Origin of the sequence: Streptococcus sp. 20925_1_77 (genome assembly GCF_041432125.1) — a bacterium.
In the GTDB taxonomy this organism is placed as follows: Bacteria; Bacillota; Bacilli; order Lactobacillales; family Streptococcaceae; genus Streptococcus.
This window is the reverse complement of sequence record NZ_JAPVZB010000001.1, coordinates 70,461-92,097: the sequence shown is the minus strand read 5'-3', so window position 1 is coordinate 92,097 and position 21,637 is coordinate 70,461. Positions and strand designations below refer to the sequence as shown.

At 35.9% G+C, this 21,637-nt stretch carries 19 protein-coding genes and 1 pseudogene; 18 read left to right on the top strand and 2 right to left on the bottom strand.

Annotated elements, in window-relative coordinates; all coding sequences use genetic code 11:
• The first annotated feature begins 72 nt into the window (after positions 1–72).
• The 6 genes and pseudogenes from O3626_RS00480 to O3626_RS00455 all read left to right on the top strand — a co-directional run bounded on the left by O3626_RS00480 (position 73) and on the right by O3626_RS00455 (position 4,814).
• On the top strand, positions 73–597 hold the full coding sequence (locus O3626_RS00480; RefSeq protein WP_371494571.1) for a hypothetical protein: 525 nt from the start codon (positions 73–75) through the stop codon (positions 595–597).
• 135 nt (positions 598–732) lie between these two features.
• On the top strand, positions 733–1,413 hold the full coding sequence (locus tag O3626_RS00475; protein WP_003003305.1) for a response regulator transcription factor: 681 nt from the start codon (positions 733–735) through the stop codon (positions 1,411–1,413).
• The gene (locus tag O3626_RS00470) at positions 1,397–2,749 is read left to right on the top strand and encodes a sensor histidine kinase (protein WP_371494569.1); all 1,353 of its coding nucleotides are present in this window, start codon (positions 1,397–1,399) and stop codon (positions 2,747–2,749) included. Before O3626_RS00475 ends, O3626_RS00470 begins: the two co-directional genes overlap by 17 nt.
• Positions 2,750–2,781: 32 nt before the next feature.
• Entirely contained in the window at positions 2,782–3,162 is a 381-nt protein-coding gene (locus tag O3626_RS00465; RefSeq protein WP_371494567.1) for a VOC family protein, read from the top strand.
• A 79-nt stretch (positions 3,163–3,241) separates the two neighbouring features.
• A pseudogene (locus O3626_RS00460) lies at positions 3,242–3,432 on the top strand (hypothetical protein).
• Positions 3,432–4,814 carry a polysaccharide deacetylase family protein gene (locus O3626_RS00455; RefSeq protein WP_371494565.1) on the top strand — a complete coding sequence of 461 codons (1,383 nt, stop codon included), beginning with the start codon at positions 3,432–3,434 and terminating at the stop codon, positions 4,812–4,814. Before O3626_RS00460 ends, O3626_RS00455 begins: the two are co-directional and overlap by 1 nt.
• Before the next feature lie 42 nt (positions 4,815–4,856).
• Here O3626_RS00455 and O3626_RS00450 read toward each other — a convergent pair whose 3' ends face one another.
• Together O3626_RS00450 and O3626_RS00445 are read right to left on the bottom strand one after the other, a co-directional pair.
• Complete coding sequence (locus O3626_RS00450) at positions 4,857–5,942, bottom strand: DEAD/DEAH box helicase (protein WP_371494563.1); 1,086 nt, start codon at positions 5,940–5,942, stop codon at positions 4,857–4,859.
• Positions 5,939–6,919 (bottom strand): Gfo/Idh/MocA family protein, encoded by a 981-nt coding sequence (locus O3626_RS00445; protein ID WP_371494561.1) that lies wholly within the window; start codon positions 6,917–6,919, stop codon positions 5,939–5,941. Before O3626_RS00445 ends, O3626_RS00450 begins: the two co-directional genes overlap by 4 nt.
• A gap of 121 nt (positions 6,920–7,040) precedes the next feature.
• On the opposite strand from O3626_RS00445, the gene O3626_RS00440 reads away from it, so the two are divergent.
• The 12 genes from O3626_RS00440 (at position 7,041) to O3626_RS00385 (ending at position 21,631) form a co-directional block, all read left to right on the top strand.
• Complete coding sequence (locus O3626_RS00440) at positions 7,041–7,970, top strand: glycosyltransferase family 2 protein (RefSeq protein ID WP_371494559.1); 930 nt, start codon at positions 7,041–7,043, stop codon at positions 7,968–7,970.
• Complete coding sequence (locus O3626_RS00435) at positions 7,963–9,846, top strand: hypothetical protein (protein ID WP_049496060.1); 1,884 nt, start codon at positions 7,963–7,965, stop codon at positions 9,844–9,846. The genes O3626_RS00440 and O3626_RS00435 overlap by 8 nt, the downstream gene beginning before the upstream one ends.
• Before the next feature lie 61 nt (positions 9,847–9,907).
• Positions 9,908–10,759 carry a dTDP-4-dehydrorhamnose reductase gene (gene rfbD / locus O3626_RS00430; RefSeq protein ID WP_049496057.1) on the top strand — a complete coding sequence of 284 codons (852 nt, stop codon included), beginning with the start codon at positions 9,908–9,910 and terminating at the stop codon, positions 10,757–10,759.
• A 59-nt stretch (positions 10,760–10,818) separates the two neighbouring features.
• Positions 10,819–11,856: an acyltransferase gene (locus tag O3626_RS00425; protein ID WP_371494556.1), complete on the top strand. Its 1,038-nt coding sequence runs from the start codon at positions 10,819–10,821 to the stop codon at positions 11,854–11,856.
• Positions 11,857–12,187: 331 nt separating this feature from the next.
• Positions 12,188–13,441, top strand: coding sequence for a polysaccharide biosynthesis C-terminal domain-containing protein (locus O3626_RS00420; RefSeq protein ID WP_371494554.1), 1,254 nt, complete (start codon positions 12,188–12,190; stop codon positions 13,439–13,441).
• A 5-nt stretch (positions 13,442–13,446) separates the two neighbouring features.
• Positions 13,447–14,391: a glycosyltransferase family 2 protein gene (locus O3626_RS00415; RefSeq protein WP_223344599.1), complete on the top strand. Its 945-nt coding sequence runs from the start codon at positions 13,447–13,449 to the stop codon at positions 14,389–14,391.
• A 17-nt stretch (positions 14,392–14,408) separates the two neighbouring features.
• Positions 14,409–15,377, top strand: a complete 969-nt coding sequence (locus O3626_RS00410) for a glycosyltransferase family 2 protein (protein ID WP_371494552.1) — start codon at positions 14,409–14,411, stop codon at positions 15,375–15,377.
• Positions 15,378–16,094 carry a glycosyltransferase family 2 protein gene (locus tag O3626_RS00405; protein WP_371494550.1) on the top strand — a complete coding sequence of 239 codons (717 nt, stop codon included), beginning with the start codon at positions 15,378–15,380 and terminating at the stop codon, positions 16,092–16,094. It begins immediately after the preceding gene.
• Positions 16,094–16,450 carry a DUF2304 domain-containing protein gene (locus O3626_RS00400; RefSeq protein WP_371494549.1) on the top strand — a complete coding sequence of 119 codons (357 nt, stop codon included), beginning with the start codon at positions 16,094–16,096 and terminating at the stop codon, positions 16,448–16,450. Before O3626_RS00405 ends, O3626_RS00400 begins: the two co-directional genes overlap by 1 nt.
• Positions 16,440–17,216: a glycosyltransferase family 2 protein gene (locus tag O3626_RS00395; RefSeq protein ID WP_371494547.1), complete on the top strand. Its 777-nt coding sequence runs from the start codon at positions 16,440–16,442 to the stop codon at positions 17,214–17,216. The genes O3626_RS00400 and O3626_RS00395 overlap by 11 nt, the downstream gene beginning before the upstream one ends.
• Before the next feature lie 178 nt (positions 17,217–17,394).
• A complete protein-coding gene (locus tag O3626_RS00390; protein ID WP_371494545.1) occupies positions 17,395–20,346 on the top strand; it encodes a rhamnan synthesis F family protein in 2,952 nt (983 codons plus the stop codon).
• Positions 20,333–21,631, top strand: coding sequence for a DUF2142 domain-containing protein (locus O3626_RS00385; RefSeq protein ID WP_371494543.1), 1,299 nt, complete (start codon positions 20,333–20,335; stop codon positions 21,629–21,631). Before O3626_RS00390 ends, O3626_RS00385 begins: the two co-directional genes overlap by 14 nt.
• Positions 21,632–21,637 lie beyond the last annotated feature (6 nt).

The window sequence follows — 21,637 nt, the reverse complement described above, 5'->3', positions numbered from 1 at the left end:
CTTACTTAAAGGATCGAGCTCCCTTTAAAATTTAAAAGACAAGTACTTGTAAAAAAGATAAAAGGTAAAAAGATGAATCAAAAAGAAACAAAACAAGTAGTCGAAACGCAAGAATCCAAAGAAAAAATGGTCGTCCTCAAACGAAGTCCTAAGTGGTGGATCGGTATGGCAGCAGTTGGTGGCTTGTTGGTCGGTGCTGGAAGTGGCTTTGGGGTCGGTGTCATTGCCTCACAATCTTCCAATAGCCAACAATTTTCTCAACCGGTTCAAACGGGTCAGAACCAAGGATCCAATCAGCAACAAAATAGTCAAAATGGCCATGCTTCACAAGGAAACCAGCAAACTGGTGGCCCACAGGACGGCGGTCCTCAAGGCGGTGGTCCTCAAGGTGGCCCGCAAGGAGGTGGACCTGGTCAAATGCCACAGGAAGGCAATGGTGGTCCTCAAGGGAATGGTCCAGAAAATGGCATGAACCAATCTGGCGGACAACAAAAAGGGAACCAGGATTCCTCTAACAAGTCCAACAAAAAGAATTCGAAGAATAAAAACAAGACGAGTGACAGTCAGAATAACAAAGAAAACACGACAAATTCATAAAACAAGCCTTCCTCTGATAGACTGAATTTGATCATCAAACCAGGTTCTAAACTATAGGAAATGAAGGTAAGTCGTGTTATAATGGTTAAGAATAGATTAGAAAGACTCGCTCAGGAAAGAGAAGAGGATACGACGATGATTAAAATTCTATTGGTCGAAGATGACCTTGGTTTATCAAATTCAGTATTTGATTTTTTAGATGATTTTGCGGACGTTATGCAGGTCTTTGACGGAGAAGAAGGTCTTTACGAAGCAGAAAGCGGGATCTATGATTTGATTCTGCTGGACCTCATGCTTCCTGAAAAAGACGGCTTCCATGTCTTGAAAGAATTGCGTGAAAAAGGCGTGACAACCCCTGTTTTAATCATGACAGCTAAAGAAAGTCTGGATGACAAAGGGCACGGCTTTGAGCTAGGTGCAGACGATTATCTGACCAAGCCTTTCTATCTTGAAGAGCTTAAGATGCGGATTCAAGCTCTCTTGAAGCGCTCAGGCAAGGTCAATGAAAACACCCTCAATTATGGCAATTTGAAGGTCAACTTATCTACCAATTCGACTTACGTGGACGATAAGGAAGTAGAACTTCTTGGGAAGGAATTTGATCTCTTGGTCTACTTCCTTCAAAACCAAAATGTCATCCTTCCGAAAACACAGATCTTCGATCGTCTCTGGGGCTTTGACAGTGACACAACTATCTCAGTGGTTGAAGTCTATGTTTCAAAAATCCGTAAGAAATTAAAAGGTACTGATTTTGTTGAGAGCTTGCAAACATTACGCAGTGTGGGGTATATCTTAAAAGATGCTAACAAGGATTAAGAAAACAGTCGGAGAAGATGACTTTTCTTACTTCATCCGATATTTTGGTCTCTTCACCTTGATATTCTCAGCCATGACCTTAATTATTATTCAGGTCATGCGCTCGAGTCTCTATACAACGGTCGATGAGAACCTTAAGACTCTTAGTCAGGATCCTTATTCCATTATAGCTATTGCCAACCGGGATCAGAAACAGTCTAATTCCAAAGAGGGTGATGAGCATGAGATGATGATGCCTAATCCTGATAAATCGGAACCAAAAGGAGACGTTACTTCCAATACCACTGTTGTTCTACTGAACAAAAAATATCAAAACTTAACAACGGGAAATGGGTTTTTAAACTTCAAAACTGTAACTTTTGGTCGTAAATTGCTTAACAAGGTTTCCCAACTCCAAATCACAAATAGTTACGGGAAAAAAGAAAGTTACCGGGCTTACATGACGGATTTGGGCTTGTCTGATGACGGAGATAGCGACGTCAAGTATGCGGTTGTCATGACCAATATCAGTCAGCTAGAACAGACCAGTGAGGAGCACGAGAGCCAGATCGCACTCGTCATGATTTGCTTCTGGGGAATCTCCTTATTCGCTAGTCTCTTCCTAGCACGTCTCAGTGTTAAGCCTCTTCTTGAGAGTATGCAAAAGCAAAAGGCATTCGTGGAAAATGCTTCACATGAATTACGGACGCCTCTAGCAGTCCTTCAAAATCGCCTCGAAACGCTTTTTAGAAAGCCCGAAGCGACCATTATGGAGTCAAGCGAGAGCATTGCATCTAGCTTGGATGAAGTGCGAAATATGAAGCTCTTGACCACCAACCTTCTCAATATCGCCCGAAGAGATGATGGCTTGAAGCCGGAGATGGAAGAGATCGAACCAAGCTTTTTCGATCAGACCTTCTCGAATTTTGAGATCATTGCAGAAGAAAATGGCAAACTCTTCCGAGGAGACAATCAGGTGGACAAAGTCATTTGTTCTGATAGAACGCTTCTCAAGCAATTGATGACCATTCTCTATGATAATGCCTTGAAATATACCGATGAAGATGGCGAGATCCAGTTTGAAGTTCAATTGAAGGACAAAAATCTACTTTTGAGGGTGCTGGATAATGGTCCAGGGATTCGAGATGAGGATAAGAAACGGATCTTTGATCGTTTTTACCGGGTCGACAAGGCCAGAACCCGTCAAAAAGGTGGATTTGGTTTGGGGTTATCCCTCGCTAAGCAGATTGTAGAAGCCTTCAAAGGGACCATCCAAGTCAAAGATAATAAACCAAAAGGGACCATCTTTGAAGTGAAATTATCCATTAAGACGGAAAGTCGTAAAAAAAATCGTTGATAATTTTTTAAAAATAGAAAAGAGGAATACCTATGAGTTCAAAAATGTTGCACACTTGCCTTCGTGTGGAAAACTTAGAAAAATCAATCGCTTTTTACCAAGATGCATTTGGTTTTGAAGAAAAACGTCGGAAAGATTTCCCAGACTACAAGTTTACTATCGTGTACTTAGGCCTGCCTGGAGATGACTATGAGTTAGAATTGACTTACAATTACGATCATGGTCCTTATGTGATTGGAGACGGCTATGCTCACGTCGCATTGAGTACTCCTGATCTAGAAGGTTTGAATGCCGAACACAAGGCTAAAGGCTATGAAGTGACGGAACCAAAAGGTCTTCCAGGATCACAACCGAATTACTATTTTGTTGTAGATCCGGATGGTTATAAAGTAGAAGTCATTCGTGAAAAATAAGAGTGATTAAAAATTAGGGGGCTGGGACAAAAGTCCTAGCCTCTCAATTATTTTTGGATTGTCGAGCAAGACACAGTGGTTGAGTGGGCTCTACTACGCTGATTTCATCAGCTTTTACAGCCCTACTCAACTGTGCGGAGACTGTGCGGAGGTGGGACGACGAAATCGAATTCTAACGAATTACCGATTTCTGTCCCACTCTCTCTTTTTTATGAAACCATTTACAAAAAAGGAATGTTTTTTCGAGAGAAATTTGCTATAATAAAGTAATGAGATTCAAACACACGAAAACTATTTTATTAATCATTATAAATCTCCTTTTTCTGAGTCTTTTGTATATCGGGTATCAAAAGATTCAAAGGCTTCGTGAACAAAAAGCCTATCAGGATCAGTTTTCCAAGGTCACCCAACTAGAGAAAAGCTCTGAAAAAGGAAAAGATGCCCAGGTTCAAGAAGGAATTTTAGGAACTTCTTATGTGACTGCTTTTTATCCTACTAAGGATGGACAGCCTGTTGAGATTATTAAAGAGAAGATCCAAGAAGACCTTCAGCGTCTAGGAACCGATGAGAAAACCAAGGAGCCTAAACATCTGACCTTCTACCATAGTGAAGAAGCAGAAGCTCCTTTTGTTGGTTATCATCCTATCCAAATCAAACGGGCTGAATACCAGTACAAAAAAGGAAAATTCATCAAAGATGAGACGGTGAAGTTGCCTCTCTTTTACTTGGATGATGAGAGCAATCCTCTGACCCTGAGCCAAGTTTTTGCAGATCCAGATGGAGCCAAGCAGATCTTTTTGGAGGAACTACGAGGGAATTTGGAATTTCGTCAGTTGGATGAAGTGAGTATTGATCAAATAGTTACTCATTTTTCAGAGTTGGATTTGAGCCAATGGGAATTCCAATATGAAAAAGGAAATTTCACCATTCCATTTCCAAGCAAGGTTAAAGGAGACGATACATTTACTGTTCCCTTATCTAAATTCTATGATGTGATTGATACAGAGCGCTTGCTTCCTGATGATCTAGCTTCTTACCAATCCTATATTGAAGAACGCCATCGTAAGATGATTGCCCTGACATTTGATGATGGACCGGATCCAACGACGACTCCTCAGGCGCTGGCTATCTTGAAGAAATACAATGCTAAAGCTACCTTCTTTATGGTCGGAAAAAATGTCAGTGCGAATCCTGATATTGCTAAGCAAGTCCGCAAAGAAGGTCATCAAATCGGGAACCATACCTGGGATCACCCTCAATTGCCAAAATTGAGCTTGAATAATGCTAAAAAAGAGATCTTGGATACCCAAGAAGCTATTCAAAAAGCGACAGGCGTTCAAACTAAGATCACGCGTCCTCCGTATGGAGCCATCAATAACGCCATCCAATACAGTGTAGACCAGTCCTTCATTATGTGGGATGTGGATAGCCTGGATTGGAAAACTCATAATACGACGGCTATTCTTAATGAAGTGAAAAAAGAAGTCAAACCGGGTTCGATTATCCTCATGCATGATATCCATCAAACCACAATTGATGCTCTTCCGACCGTCCTTGACTACCTTAAATCACAAGGCTATACCTTTGTAACGGTAGATGAATTGTTGGATTATCAACTTGAAAGTCATCGCATTTATTACAATGGAAATTAACGTAAAAATCCTCTGCAGTAAATTTACTAGCAGAGGATTTTCTTATTCATTTAAAAATAGTTCGGAATTTTTTAAAACAAGTTCACGAACAGAAGCGTATTTTTTCAAGGATTTGAGTTCTTCTGGGTGGGTGATAAAGGTGATCACATAGCCATCACGCCCCATTCGACCTGTTCGACCAGCACGGTGGGTATAGGTCTCTACATCACGGGGGATATCGTAGTTAATCACACATTCAAGATGTTCAATATCGATTCCACGAGCGACCAAATCGGTGGCCAGTAAGAGGGTTAGCTGATGGTCTTTAAAGCGTTCCAGGATGACCTTGCGGTATTTGACATTGACATCACTAGCCAGCGACACGGCCTCAACACCCCGGTATTGTAGTTTTTCTTCAGCACTACCCAGATCAGATAGGCTGTTGAAAAAAGCCAGACCACGAAAATCTTCGACGTAGGCGAGTTTGCGGAGCAATTCGACCTTGTCACGCCGATCCACTTGCATATAAAAATGTTGGATATTGTCCAAAGAAACTCCATCAACCGTAATGCGAAGGGTATTTTCTTCTAATTGGTCTGGATCAACCTTGGCTGTGGCGCTCATGTAGATATGTTGGTGGTCGCGGGGAGCATAGTGGCTGATCTTGTCGACGAAGTGGTACTGAGAATCACCCAGTAATTGGTCAAATTCATCTAAAATGATGGTTTCCACATTCATCATTTTGATCTTTTTCAGCTTGATCAGTTCAAAGATCCGACCAGGCGTCCCAATTAGAATTTCAGGTCCTTTTTTGAGGCGTTCGATTTGCCGTTTTTGACTGGATCCTGACAGGAAGAGTTGGGTCTGGAGCCCAAGAGGCTCTGCCCATTGCTTGGTGACATCAAAAATTTGTCCTGCTAACTCTGTATTAGGAGCTAGAATCAAGAGTTGTTGGGCCTTCTTCGGTTTGAGTTTGAGCAAGCTTGGAAAGAGGTAGGCAAGTGTCTTACCAGTACCGGTAGGACTGATCCCAAGGACATTTTCTCCTTCATAGATAGGGGTGAAGATTTGCTCTTGAATTTCAGTGAATGTATCAAATCCGAGTGTTTCTAGCTGATCTTTCCAGCTTTGTGGAAATTGTTCTTTCATTCTTTTTCATCCTTAAATTGTATTCCAGCGCTCTGACGCATCTGGTAGAGGGTTTCATGGACCTGCGCAGCCGTTTGTAACCATTCGAGATAAGCAGCCTCCTTGTGACCAGCTATGGCACGGGCAAAGGCTTCCGCCTCTTCTTGCATGACATGACTACAAGGCGTGAGAGGAAGATCGATGACTTCACCAGAATGGCTGACAAATTGGGCCTGGTTGATAGCTGCTACAGCATTTAGAGTCAGCGTTCCAGTCTTGGTATAGATTTCAGCAGGTAAATGGCTGGTGATATTTTTCCCCGCCTGAATGGCAACCTGAAACTCTGGATAAATCAAGACACCCTGACCATAGAGATCAACCGAATTGGGTAAATGCTGAGCGGTGTAGTGGCTGGAGATTGGAACTCCAAAGAAGCCAATGGCCAGGTAGAGGCAGTAGACACCCAGATCCATCAAGGCCCCACCTGCATAGACATCTGAGAAAATATTGGGTATCTCACCTGCTAGAAGAGCAGGCAACTTGGAAGAATATTTGGCAAAGGTAAAGTTGGCGCCTAGTATTTCCTGATTAGAGAGGAAGTCTTTAACCACTTGAAAGGCTGTTTCTTGGTAATTTCTAGCAGCTTCAAAGAGATAGACCTGGTGCTCATTAGCAAGCTTGACCAGTTCCTTCCATTCAGAAGGCTTGGTCACAGCGGGTTTTTCAATGATGACAAGCTTCTTGGCCAGAATAGCAAGCTTGGCCTGAGCGAAATGAAGAGAATTGGGGCTAGCAATGTAGACCACATCCAGTTCACTGTCTAAGAAGTCGATGAAATCCGTGTAGCAAGAGATCGCTCCATAAGGCTCACAAAACTCTTGAGCAGTCTTCATCTTTCTCGAATACACAGCCTGCAAGTGATAGTGGCCTGTCTGATGAGCAGCTGTAATAAATTCATGTGAAATCCAACTCGTACCAATAATTCCCAGCTTTAACATAAGGTGTCCTTCCGTAATCGATTCACTCTATTATACCATGAAAAGGGGGCAGGGTGAAAAATACTAGGGTTTATGAGAGTTTTTTGTTACAATAGAAAGTGAATAAGTCAAGGAGTAAGAAATGACCCTATCAGTTGTAGTTCCATGTTTTAACGAAGAAGAATCGATTCCATTATTTTATCAAGCGATGGAACGTGTTCGGATGGAGATGGGAGAAAAGTTTGAATATATTTTTATAAATGATGGCTCTTCCGATAGTACGCTATCTGTGCTTCGAAAGTTACATGTTACAGATTCAAATGTGCATTACCTTTCTTTTTCTCGGAATTTCGGGAAAGAAGCAGCACTCTATGCTGGGCTTGAGCGTGCTAGTGGTGAATACGTGACTGTCATGGATGTGGATCTGCAGGATCCTCCTGAGTTATTGGTTCAAATGAAGCAAAAATTGGATGAAAACTCAGAATTGGACTGTGTCGGAACCCGTCGCGTAACCCGTGATGGTGAACCACCGATTCGCTCATTCTTTGCACGGATGTTTTATAAATTGATCAATCATATCAGTCAAGTAGAAATGGTCGACGGTGCGCGTGATTTCCGTTTGATGTGCCGTCCCATGGTCGATGCGATTCTAGAGTTATCAGAATACAATCGCTTTTCAAAAGGAATTTTTGCCTGGGTAGGATTTGAAACAGAATACCTAGAATACAAAAATGTTGAGCGCGTGGCAGGAGAGACGTCTTGGAATTTTTGGTCCCTCTTCAAATACTCGATTGAAGGGATTGTTAACTTCTCAGACGCCCCACTAAACATTGCCTTTATTGGTGGACTGTTATCTTGGATTTTGGCCTTTATAATGGTTATTTTGATTGTGATCCGCACTTTAGTGTTTGGAGATCCAACTTCTGGGTGGCCATCCCTCATGACAGTGATTCTTTTCCTTGGAGGCTTCCAATTACTCACCATTGGAATTTTAGGGAAATATGTTGGTAAGATTTTCATGGAAACTAAGAAACGGCCAGTTTATGTTGTGAAAGAGAAAAGTGATGATTAGGATACTTAAAAAAACATTATCTAGTTTCAATGATAAAATTGACGTTTTTTTTGATAAGGTTGCTCATTTACAATTTGTAGAACGATTTCAAGAAAAATTTGAATCAATAAATAATTTCTGTAATTTGATTAGTGATAGAGTTTACTATCTATTTTTAATTACTTACTCAATAGTATTTACGTTTTTATCTTTAAACTTAATAAATTTTCAAAGTCGGACATATGATTATGTTTTTCATTTATCTAGGATTGTTGGACTTTCGGAGTCTATAAGACATCTGGATTTTCTTCCAAATCTGAATTATATATACGCCTATGGGACAGGCTATGCCTCACCTATGTTTTATGGAAATTGGCAATTTTATCCATCAGCATTAGTATATATGGTCACAAAAAATGGTAACGTATCTTATTCTATATTTGCCCATTTGATTATACTATCTACACTTATCACTGTTTATTTTGTGGTTGAAAAAATTTCTAAGAATAAAATGTTAGGAATTATAACTGCAATTACAGTACCGTGTTACTATACATTATTTGGGTATGGTATGACAATGGTAGTTCCGTTAGTTCCTCTACTTATTTATTCAATTTATAGAATACTTTTCTTAAACCGAAGAAATCCAATATATTTAGGCATTGTAGTAGCATTATTAATTCAAACTCATATACTTTCCACGATAATATTAGCCATTTTTTCTTTTATCTTTTTATTACTAAATTTCAATATGATAAGCGTGAAAAAGTTAGTTTCATTTATATTATCGGTTTTGATTGCCTTATTTCTATCTGCTGGATACATCTTGCAATACATAGAGCAAGTTTCTTCTCAACATTTTCTCTTTTCTTGGTTAGGAAGAAATTTTCCTGTTAATGTAAATGATACTTTCTCTGTACCTTATCCATTTCAAGGAGACAACTCAGGATTTTATAAGCCATTCACTCCACTAGAATGGCCAATCCATCATTTAATAAGTATAGGATTGCTCATTTCAAGTTTTATAGTCTTTTTACTATATCGACGTATGACTTCCCTTAGTAAGACACTTTTTCTTAGTTGTTGGATATTGTACTTCTCTGCTACTAGTGTTTTACCTTGGAATTCTATGCTGAAACAGACCTTCCTAGGAAGCATGCAATATTCTGGACGATTATTGTTTTTTATACCATTAATATTTATTTTATTTTTAGCTTTTGCAAATGTAAAAGGTTTTCTACCATTTCTTTTATGTATGGCTAGTTTAACTTTTTATTATTACCAAGTTTTACCACAGTACTTTAGTTCATCGAAGACCTATAGTCAAATGCAAAATGAAAATAAACTTAGTGAGGAATTGTTAAAAGCAGTATATATGGGAGACAAGACGAAATTTGTTGATACCAGTGGAGACGAGTATTATAATATAAATGTTGATAATGTGCATGTGCGTGATCCTCAATTTTCAGAATTCTCGGATGATGGAGAACTAACTATTTCTAATATTAAGAAAAGTTATAATCTTTTAGAATTTGATGTAGATTTTAAAAATAATATAAATAGGAGTAGTCTTGTTGTTCCTCTAATATGGTATAAAGGCTACCAAGTAGACTATTCGAGAGGTGCCTCTGGTTCTAAAGCAGTGATGAAAACTCGTCCATTCACCGCTCAAGAAAATCGAGAAAATCAAAAACTGAGGAAACCAAATGAAAATAAAAAAGTTTTAAATGATGGTAAGATTTACATAGAAATAAATAAACCAGGACATATCTCGATTTCTTACCATAAGACTTTCTTGCAATATTTAGGATATTGTATTGAAACATTTTCTTGGTTAATCGTATTCGGTGTCTTTTTAACACGATCTAATAGATGTAAAAAAGTGTTAGAAAATTGATAGTTTTTTTAAAGTTATAAAACAGGCTCTTAATTGAAAATCTAAACATAAGGAGAAAATTATGATTCTAGTAACAGGTGCAAATGGCCAACTCGGAACTGAACTTCGTCACCTTCTTGACGAACGCAACGAAGAGTATGTAGCAGTAGACGTAGTGGAAATGGACATCACAAATGCTGAGAAAGTAGACGAAGTGTTCGCAGAAGTGAAGCCAAGTTTGGTTTACCACTGTGCAGCTTACACTGCAGTGGATGCGGCAGAAGACGAAGGAAAAGAGTTGGACTACGCCATCAACGTGACTGGTACGGAAAATGTAGCAAAGGCATCTGAAAAACACGGTGCAACCTTGGTCTATATCTCAACCGACTACGTTTTTGATGGGAAAAAACCAGTGGGACAAGAATGGGAAGTAGACGATCAACCAGATCCTCAAACAGAGTACGGTCGTACCAAACGTATGGGGGAAGAATTGGTTGAGAAGCATGTGTCTAATTTCTATATCATCCGTACAGCTTGGGTTTTTGGAAACTACGGTAAGAACTTTGTTTTCACCATGCAAAACCTTGCGAAGACTCACAAAACACTTACAGTCGTTAATGACCAACACGGGCGTCCAACCTGGACCCGTACTCTCGCAGAGTTTATGACTTATTTGGCTGAAAACCGTAAAGAATATGGTTATTACCATCTATCAAATGATGCTGAAGAAGATACAACTTGGTATGACTTTGCAGTTGAAATCCTCAAAGATACTGATGTAGAAGTGAAGCCAGTGGATTCCAGCCAATTCCCAGCTAAAGCGAAACGTCCACTGAACTCAACGATGAGCTTGGCTAAGGCTAAGGCTACAGGATTCGTTATTCCAACTTGGCAAGATGCCTTGAAAGAGTTTTACAAACAAGAAGTGAAATAATTAAAATGGAAAGATGGTGCGAAACCATCTTTTCATTCGGTAATACAATAAGGAGATTTATGAAAGAGCGAAAACTAAATATAGATATACTAAAATGTATTGCAATAGTATTTGTAGTAGCTGTGCATTTTTTTCTTCATACCAATTATTATGGTCGTCCCTATACCTTTAAAAGTATATTTTTATCATCTTTTATTTGGATGATTTTTATGACCTGTGTTCCTATATTTATCATGACTACAGGTTATTTAATGAAAGATAAGACTTATAGTAAAACTTACTTTATCAAATTACTACCAGTAATTGGAATTTACTGTCTTGCCACTTCTATCTATACTTTTTTCGACGTTAGAGTTTTTAATATAGATTATCTTGGTAAGTTATTAGTAAATATATTTTCCTTTAGCCACTATGCATGGTATGTAAATATGTATATTGGGTTATATATAATGATTCCATTTTTAAATGCAGGTTTCAAATCATTTAATAATCGTAGAAATCAAGCTATTGTATTAGGTGTTCTAGTATTATTAACTATTTTCCCAGCCACTCTTTCATTGTTTAATAACAATGAGCAAATTTTTATGATTGTATCTCACCTAATTCCTGATTATTGGAAGGGACTCTGGCCTATTACATATTATCTTGTTGGTGCTTTTATTGCTTCTTCTAAGAAGAGGTCAACTATTAAAGAACTTTTTTTAGTCATTTTAATTCTCGATATATTAAGTGTTTTGGGATTATCAGTAATATCAGGATCTAGTTTTGGAATAGAATACGGTGTTCTTCCAGTATTTCTATTGTCTTCATTAATTTTTTATTCTGTTATTCAACTACGAGTAGATATTAAAAATGATTGGCTACAAAAAGTTGTCCTATTTATCTCTAAGAACACTCTTCCTATTTATTTACTATCTGTGATTGGAGATTTATATTGGTATCCTAAAATAGTTGAGAAATGGGGAGATTTTGCAAACATCTTACCAAAATTTCCTTTTATAGTCATTTTTTTGTTTTTACAATCTCTTTTTATCACCTACGTCATTACTCGAGTTCTAAAATTTGTTCAAAGTATGATTGTTAAATATAACAAGTAATAGACTAATGAATCTGAAAATTAATGGGATTTTGTAATATTTGCAATTTGTGTCTATGTCCATTTCATTATAATTTGTAAAGTGGAAAATAAAGTAAATTAAGGGGGACTGTTTCTCGATTAGAAGAAACATTTCCCTTTGTTTTTTTGGAAATTTTAAATAATGTAGTAATAATTTTAACTATTGAAATATCAAACATATTTTTTTCGGCCGCAGCAAACCAGTATTATTACTAATCATAATATTGGGAGTATATCATAAGCTACTCTCTTTTTTATTGTCTTTATGGTATAATTAATGGAATGTGCTTATAGAAAGTGAGTAGAAAAACTTGAGAAAAGTAACTGCCCAAAAGGTGTTTTTCTGGAATATTTTAGGAAGTCTGTCTTCAGCTGCTGTTTCAGTTATACTTCTTTTTATTGTTACACGTGCTTTAAATAGTGCTTCAGCGGATACCTATAGTTTTGCCTATGCAATTGCGAACCTCTTTGTTATTGTAGCAAGTTTTCAAGTCAGAGATTTTCAAGCAACAGATATAAGAGAAAAGTATTCTTTTGACACCTATTTTGTCACAAGAATCATTTCTAATGTTGCAATGGTTCTTCTTTTAGTGACGTATTTAATTTTTAATATTAATACTCACTCAAATGTAGGGATAATTTTTTGGGTATCTTTTTTCCGAGTTAGTGAAGCCCTATCAGATGTTTTTCAAGGATTGTTTCAGCAGAAAGAACGTCTGGATATTGCAGGGAAGTCTCTTTTCCTGAGAAATACCATTTCAACAATTGTATTTGCTTTAACTTTAGTTATCTCTAAAAATCTATTGTGGTCTGTGATCGCACAAACCATCAGTTCATTTATTTTTATTGCTCTATTTGATTATCCTAATTCAAAAGTCTTCCATCGCTTAAATCTTAAGAGTGTTAGGTTGAGTAATATTATCAATGTGTTGAAAGATTGTTTACCTTTATTTATTAATGCTTTTTTGTTGGTCTCAATTTATAATCAGCCTAAATATGCTTTGAATGATATTTTTAATCAAGGTTTGATTGGAAATGGTGTTCAGCGAGATTTTAGTATTTTGTTTACACCAATTTTTGCCATGAATCTTATGATTGTGTTTCTTAGACCAATGATTACACAACTTGCAGTCTTTTTAGAAGAAAAGAAGATTTCTCATTTTGTCACTTACAAGAATAATCTCTTCAAGATTTTATTTGGAACTTGTACATTAATATTTCTAATTGGTGCTTTTATAGCCATCCCAGCTTTGGATATTGTATACGGGACTAACCTTAAGCAGTATCAGACGAGTTTTATCGTCTTGTTGCTTGGAGGAATTGCAAGTACTTTTTCAACTGTATGTGATAATATTTTGACAATATTTAGGAAGCAACATTTTTTGGTTATTTCCTTTATTGTGGGTTATATTGTGTCAATCTTAACTGCCAAGCCTCTAGTGTCAAAATTTGAAATTTTTGGAGCCTCACTTTCATTTCTTTGTGCAATGATCGCATGGCTACTTGCTTCACTAGTAATTTATTTTGTAACAAACCCATATACAATCTTTAGAAGGAAAAAATAATTGACATGAAATTTTCTATCATTATTCCAGCTTATAATGTGGCAGATTATCTAGAAAACTGTGTAGAGAGTATTCTTATACAAACATATGATAATTATGAAATTATAATTGTAGATGATGGTTCAACTGATGAGACAGGTAAAGTAGCAGATGAACTATTGACACAATCTAAGCAAATTAATGTAGTTCACCAATCTAACGGTGGTGCTTCGAAAGCACGTAATACTGGAATGAAGAGAGCTACGGGTGATTATATTTTGTTTTTAGATGGCGATGATTTTTGGAGTGATAGTCATTTTTTAAAACAGATTGCTAGTGAGCTTACTATAAAACTTGTAGATGTTATTATTTTCGGTTATAGTTATTATTACGATAAAGAAATTAAAGAATCTCCGATATCTCGGTTAAAAGACTTAGATGAAGCTACTAATTTTGGCTTATTTAATGGCCCTAATTGGAATAAATGTATTTCAAAGGATTTAATTAATAAGGGGTTAAGTTTTCCTGAGGATTTAGTCTCTGAAGATAGTTTGTACTGTTCATCGATAATGAAAATGATGGAAAGTTTTTCTGTAATTACTAGCACTCAGTATATGTATCGTCAGAACAGAGCTGGAAGTTTAACAAATGTAGTGAAAGAAAGAAATGTTTTAGATACTCTTGTGGGAATTAGTAGAGGTTTATCTGATGAAAAGTCACTTTCTGAAGTTAAACGTAAAGCCTTAAATACCTATTTTACAATTTCTTATATTTCGATTTTACCTTATGTTAAGCCATATCTATTTAATAAAGAAATACGCAACTTACTAATTCAATATAAGTATTTGTTGAAAAATTCAAGTCATATAAATAACAAATCATTTAAAATGACAGGTATCTTTACTTCGATTTTTGGAATTAATATCTCAACAAGGTTATTTTCTTACCTTCTGAAATTTTATAAAAAATAGTAGATAGAAAGTATAGTATGTTTAATCCAACCGTTTCAGTCATAATTCCTGTATATAACGCACAAGAGGGAATTAAACAATGTATAGATTCTCTTCTGAATCAGTCATTTACAGATTTTGAAATTATTCTTATAAATGATGGCTCTACTGATAATAGTTTAGAAGTTATTAAAGAGTATGCGGATGCTAATGATTTTATCCGAGTAATAGATAAAGAAAATGAGGGAGTTGCTAAAACTAGAAATAAGGGTATACAACTTGCTAAGGGCGAGTATCTCGTCTTTATTGATAATGATGATTTTGTTGATTCAGATTATTTAGAGCGTTTTTATAATGCAATAGATCAAGAACAACTAGATATTGTTCTTGGGGGTTATAAGCGTGTTAATCAGGAAATGAAAACACTTTTTAAGCAAGATTTAACACAATCTGAATGGTCTAAGTATATAGTCGTTGCACCTTGGGCACGTATTTATCGAACTTCATTTTTGATAGATAATAATATCCAGTTTTTTGATTATCCAATAGGTGAAGATATTGTTTTTACTTTGACTGCTTACAATTTGACAGAAAAAGTTAAAATTATTGATTATAACGGCTATAATTGGTTTTTTAACGAGAAGAGTATCTCAAACACATCTCAAAGAGGATTTAATCCCAAAATAGATATTGTGTATTTCTTAAGTCACTTGCTTCAAGTTGCTGGCGATTCAAAATATATTCGCTATTTTATAAAGAGATATTACATTTGGTACTTACTCTTTTCTGGAAGAGCAGCTTCAAGTTCGTCATTTATGGATCAATATAGAAGAATTAAGAAATGGATTTCTAAAGAAAAAATTGATTCAAATTTAACACCATTATCTTCTGAGATAACTGGAGAAAGAATTCAAACAGTTATTTCGGTAATGGCTTTTAGAACTTTAGAACATTTAAGATTAGTTTCACTGTTTTCGAGATTTTACTGTAAAGGAAAGGAGAAGTAGTTGAGAGTATTAATGATAATTCCTGCCTACAATGAGGAGGAAAGTATTTTTGACACGGTAACAAGTATCTCGCATTACCGTAAAAAGGTTGATTTTGATTTGGACTATGTGGTTATCAATGACGGATCAACAGATAAGACAAAACATATTCTGGAAGAGAATCATTTTAATGCTGTTAATCTCGTAATGAATCTTGGAATTGGCGGTGCGGTTCAAACAGGATATAAATATGCACTAGAGCATGACTATGATGTAGCAGTTCAATTTGATGGCGATGGCCAGCATGATATTGAATCCTTGTCAGATTTGCTAGAACCAATTCGAAAAAATGAAGCAGATCTAGTTATTGGTTCTCGTTTTGTTGGTGATGTTAAGTCTGAATTTCAAACAACTTTTATGAGGCGCTTCGGAATTAGTGTTATTTCCAATCTTATCAAATGGACAACTGGACAAAGAGTTTTAGATACAACTTCGGGTTACCGTTTGGCTGATAAAAATGTTATTAAACAGTTTGCTAAGCGTTATCCAATCAAATATCCAGAACCAGAGACTATTGTTCATATTTTGAAACGTAAATATCGAGTTGTTGAACGACCAGCAAATATGTTTGAACGTACTGGTGGTGTTTCTTCCATTACGCCAATTAAATCGATTCGATATATGCTTGAAGTGTGTTCGTCGATTGTTATTGCAGCCTTTATGAGGGAGAGTGAATAATGTCAGTTTTATCTTTTGTGATGTTGGTAGCTTCCATCTTTTTCCTTTATCTAGTCATTAGAAATATTAATAAGAATAATATTTTATTTGAACAGGCATTCATGTGGATTGTCATCAGTCTGGTCATGATTATCATCTCTATTTTTGATGTTATTCCTGGCTATTTTGCTAGTTTACTTGGGTTTGAATTGACATCGAATTTTTTACTGTCGCTTGCTATATTTTTCTTATTAGTTATCGCTTTTTTACAAACCATGACCTTGTCAAAACAAAAAGAGCAGATAAAGCATTTAGTTCAAGAATTATCTATTTTAAAAAGTCATGTAGAAACGAAAGAGGAGAATGATGAACAGTAATCATACTTGGGTGATCTGTGCTTATGGAGAGAGCGAATACTTGGAAGCTTGTATTCAATCTTTGAAGAATCAAACTCTCCAATCACAGATTATCTGTTATAGTTCAACACCACTGGACTCGATTAAAGAACTTTGTCAGCGTTACGATATTCCCTTTCATACCAAACAAGGTGGAGGAATTGGGAAGGATTGGAACAATGCTATGTCTTTTGTAGAGACGAAGTATGCTACTATCGCTCATCAGGATGATTATTATGATCCGAAATATGCTGAGAAAGTATTGGGCAAAATGGAAAGGAATTCTGATGTTTTAATCGGATATTCTGATTATTTTGAAGAAAAAGACGGCCATGAAATTTCTGCTAATACAAATCTGAAGATCAAAACCTTAATGTTAAAAACCATGAATCTTTTTCCAGCAAGTCATTTCTGGCGCAATCGTGTGATGGCTTTTGGAAATCCGATTTGTTGTCCTGCAGTTACCTATAACCGTGAGAATTTGAAGAATTTCTTTTTTGATGAAGGGATGAGAGTGAGTTTGGATTGGTACGCATGGTATAAGATCAGCGAATATAAAGGTCGTTTTGCTTATGTATCTGACAAGCTCATGTGCCACCGTATCCATGGAGAGTCTGAAACATCAAAAACTATTGCAGACAATACGCGTAGTAAAGAAGATCTATACATGTATGAACTCTTCTGGCCTAAATGGATGGCCAAGTTGCTAATGAGACAATATGTGAAGAGTCAGAAGACGAATAATTAATTTTTTGTTTTGAAAAATAGAAGTAGCTGTAGAGCTGCTTTTCTTTTTTGGTTAAAATATAGTATAATTAATTTGATTATACTTTTAAAGATTGCTAGAAAGCAATCCTCGAAGTACAGTAGTATTAGTAGTTATCAGATACTAATTGATGTTTTGTTAAACAAAATGGACGGAAATAATGAAAAATTTAATCTCTGTGATTGTAACTTGTTATAATCACGAAAAGTATATTGAGCAATGTTTACGTAGTGTTTTTAACCAGACTTATCAGAATATCGAACTAATTGTTCTGGACGATGGTTCTACAGATGGATCTAAGCAGATTATTCTTAAAACTTTAAAGGACTCGCCTTTCGAGGTAAGGTTTGAATCTCATAAGAATATGGGGGTTGTAAAAACAAGGAATAAAGGTATAGAACTTATTAATGGAAAATATTTTCTCTTTGTTGATAGTGATGATTATTTGCCAGATGACTATGTAGAAGAACTTTATTCATGTGCAATAAATCAACAGGCGGATATTGTTTATTGTGATTTGTTTGATTTTGAAAAAAATGAAATTTATTTAAAAGCTAGAAATTTTGAAATATATAGCTTTTTGACAGCAAATTATATTTCCAATTGTTCGTTAGTTAGAAAAGATATTCTTGGTGAAATCAGATATGATGAACATTTATCAGGAAAAAAATTAGAAGATTATGATTTTTTCTTAAATCTTGTAATTAATAGAAATGCTAAAGCTTGTTACCAACCAAATACAAAGTTATTTTATCGAGTATTTGAAACAGGATCTATTTCTTTACGTAATTCAGTCAAATATCATTATGAAATATATCTTGAGATCCTTGAGAAGTATTTGGATAAACTTCCTCATGAGGTTTATAAAGCAGTTTGTGATAATCTCATGACTTTAGAAGATCGTTTAGAAAGTTTAATTAGTCACCATAATGATGTTTCTGAATATGTAAAAGAATTACAAAGAAAGCAGAATCAACTTCATCGTAAGAGTCAAACGCAAGTAGTAGAATTGAAAGAGGCTCGTAAAGAAATACAACTGATTCGAAGTTCTCTTTCGTATCGTATAGGGAATTCTCTGATTAAACCTATTAAAATTACGAAGGTTTTATTAAAAAATCCACGAAAAATCAAGTCTTATTTAAATGCTACAAAGGAGAAAATTGTTAGATTACGTCGTCATGTGACCCCACTTAAGGTTCGTCGGTTACGTTGTCTTAGAAATAGCCAACGGTCTGCTCTGTCATTTACTGGTAAAAGAGCACTAGTCTATGTCATTTTTGAATCTGAAAATCGTTTACAAGAATACAAATTACGTTTCTTACAAGCCTTAGCTCCATTGGTAGATGATGTTATTGTAGTTGTCAATGGACAGCTTCACGATGATGATATTAATACCCTTGGGGTCTACGGTAAGGTTTTGATTCGTGATAACAAGGGATATGATACTGCGGCCTTTAGAGAAGGGATTTTTGCCTTTGGTAAAGATAAGCTTAAAGATTATGACCAGCTCCTCTTGGTGAATGATACTAACATTGGTCCGATGAGAGATTTGTCTCAAGTATTCCAGGAAATGGCTGACAAGCAGCTAGATTTCTGGGGAATTTCTTTTGGAGAAGAGCAAGAAGATGTTACTAAGGAGAATCCTTATGGCTACATTCCTAAGCATCTTCAATCTTATTTCCTAGTTATTGAAAAGCTCATGCTAAACGATGATGACTTTTATGAGTACTGGACACACTTGACGGATACAGATTCTCGTGATAAAGCTATTGGTCGACATGAGACACGTTTTACCAAGCATTTTGCTGATTTAGGTTATCGTTATGATGCGGTCGTGCAAGAATACGAAGATTCTGCCATGTATATCCACCCGCTTAAGATGCTCAAAGCAGGTAGTCCTTTGGTGAAATACACGGCTCTGAAAAATTATGATGAAGACCAGTTCTTGTGGCAAGGTCTGGATCGTGATTCAGAAGTCCCTGACTTGTTAGAGTTTGTTGCAGAAGAAACAGACTACCCAGTGTCGATTCTGGAAGATATTGTGAATAAATTTAAGGCGGTTCCACGTGATCAATATATTCTATTGATTGATGGGGTTGAAAATATTATTCCGCAATGTACCCGTTATCGTGTCTTGAACAAGGCAGAACAATTACGGAAACATGGATTTGAAGTTAAGGTAGTAAATTTATCAGAATTCGAATTGACTCAAGCTCATAATGCAAGTCATATTATCATATATCGGTCACCAATCTCACCTGAACTTTTGCGTCTCTGTCATTTGGCTAAGGATTATGGAAAACCTGTTTTCTTTGATATAGATGATTTGGTATTTGATACGGTTTACACGGACCAATTGAGTTATACGCAAGGTCTTGATCCGGTTAAAAAAGGGAATTATGATGCCGGAGTTCGTAATTACGGTTATATGTTAGAGAACTGTGATGGTGCTATTACTTCAACGAATCAGTTGCAAGAGGAGTTGAAGAAGTATAAAAGCAAGGTTTTGCTGAATCGTAATCTAGCCTCTGATGAGTTAATCTCTATCAGTAGTCAATTTCTTAAGGACTATTCTCAAGTCTCAGACGTGGTTAAGATTGGTTATTTTTCTGGTTCAATTAGTCATAATGAGAATTTTGAATTGATTAAACCAGCTATTAAGCAACTGCTTAAGAAATATAGTAATGTTCAATTACATATTGTCGGAATTCTTGATATTCCAAAAGATATGAAGCCCTTTGAAAATCAAATTGTCACTCACGATTATGTGGACTGGGATAAACTGCCTGCCTTGATTAGCGAGGTTGATATTAACCTGGCACCGCTTGTGGATTCTATCTTTAATCGTGCCAAATCTGAGATTAAGTGGATTGAAGCTGCTTTGGTGAAAGTGCCAACAGTAGCAAGCAAGATAGGAGCTTTCTCGGATATGGTTATTGATGGTGAGACAGGCCTGTTAGCTACTGATGATCAGTGGTTTGACAAGCTAGAAGCTTTGGTTTTAGCTCCAGAATCAAGACAAAAGTTAGCAGAATCAGCTTATCGAGCAGTCCTTGAAAATTGTACCTTAAGTAAGAAAGATGAAATGGTGACTTATTTTGAACAGAATTAAACAGATAAAAGTTGAAAATATATTTTTCATCTTAGCAACGATTTTTATTTTCTCATTTATGATTGTGTTTCCTATTAATCGTGTACCAGATGAAATGAATCATGCGCGTATGACTTGGGAGACTTTACACAAACCAACGGAGACTTCCTTTAAGTGGATGGATGAGATCCCAAGTAATGATAAAGTTAAACCAAGGGAATATAAACAGCTTCTAGCACGTAAAATTGAGATGAAGAATGAGCCATTTAGATTCGGTATTAGTCTCAAAACAATTTCTTTTATACCTCAATTAATTGGAATGACGATTGGAAGTTGGATTAGTCCCACAGTAGGTATGATAATTTATATGGGGCGTATCTTTAATGCATTAGCATACATACTTGGGCTATACTTTTTAATACGCTATTTCAAGTATGGAAAGACAGCCTTGATGTTTATATCACTTTTACCTATTATGGTCCAACAAGCATCATCTCTGTCTTATGATGTGATGAATTACTTGGAAGTGATGCTGGCTCTTGGTTTTATAACGAATCTCGCTTATTCAAAACGATTTACCAATCGTAATTTTGTTCAAGTGATAGGCCTTGCGATTTTGCTTCTAGCGACAAAACCAAATAATATTTTGTTATTAGGTTTGATACCTTTTATACCATTTGAATTTAAGGGTGTATTAAAAGTTTTAAATAGACCTTTTAAGTCATTAAAGCTTATAGTTTCTAGATATAAGTTTGTCTTTTATCTTTTACTACTTATAACAATAGGTTTCATTTTACAATTTTTAATGCGAAATGAAGGTGGTTTCTTCCATTATATTCATGTTCTGTTAAATACACTTGTAGATGCAAAGCAAAATGGAGACTTAAACTCCATTCTCACAATAGGAATTTTTGGTTTTTTAGGAAACTTTACATTGCAATTACCTCTATGGTTGATTTTTGTTGATGTAGCGGTATTGTTTTTGATCTTTTTAGCAGAAAAAAAAGATTTCTTTTCAAAAGATTTTTCAATTCTTGCAGCCTGGTTATTTCCTATTCAAGTTATTGCTACAGTAACAGTTATGTATCTTCAATGGACTCCTATTGTTCTTGGCCATGGTGCTTCGATTTCAGTTGGCTCACAAGGAAGATATTTTACACCATTTTTGATACTCTTTTTACCTTTAGTAGCGAATTTAGGTAATTTTGAAATCACACAAAATAAAGTTTTAAAAATTTCAACGGTTGCATTACTAGTAAATTATTTTATTTCCATTTTTTTGATCATTCCTTATTATTGGATGTAGGTGAAA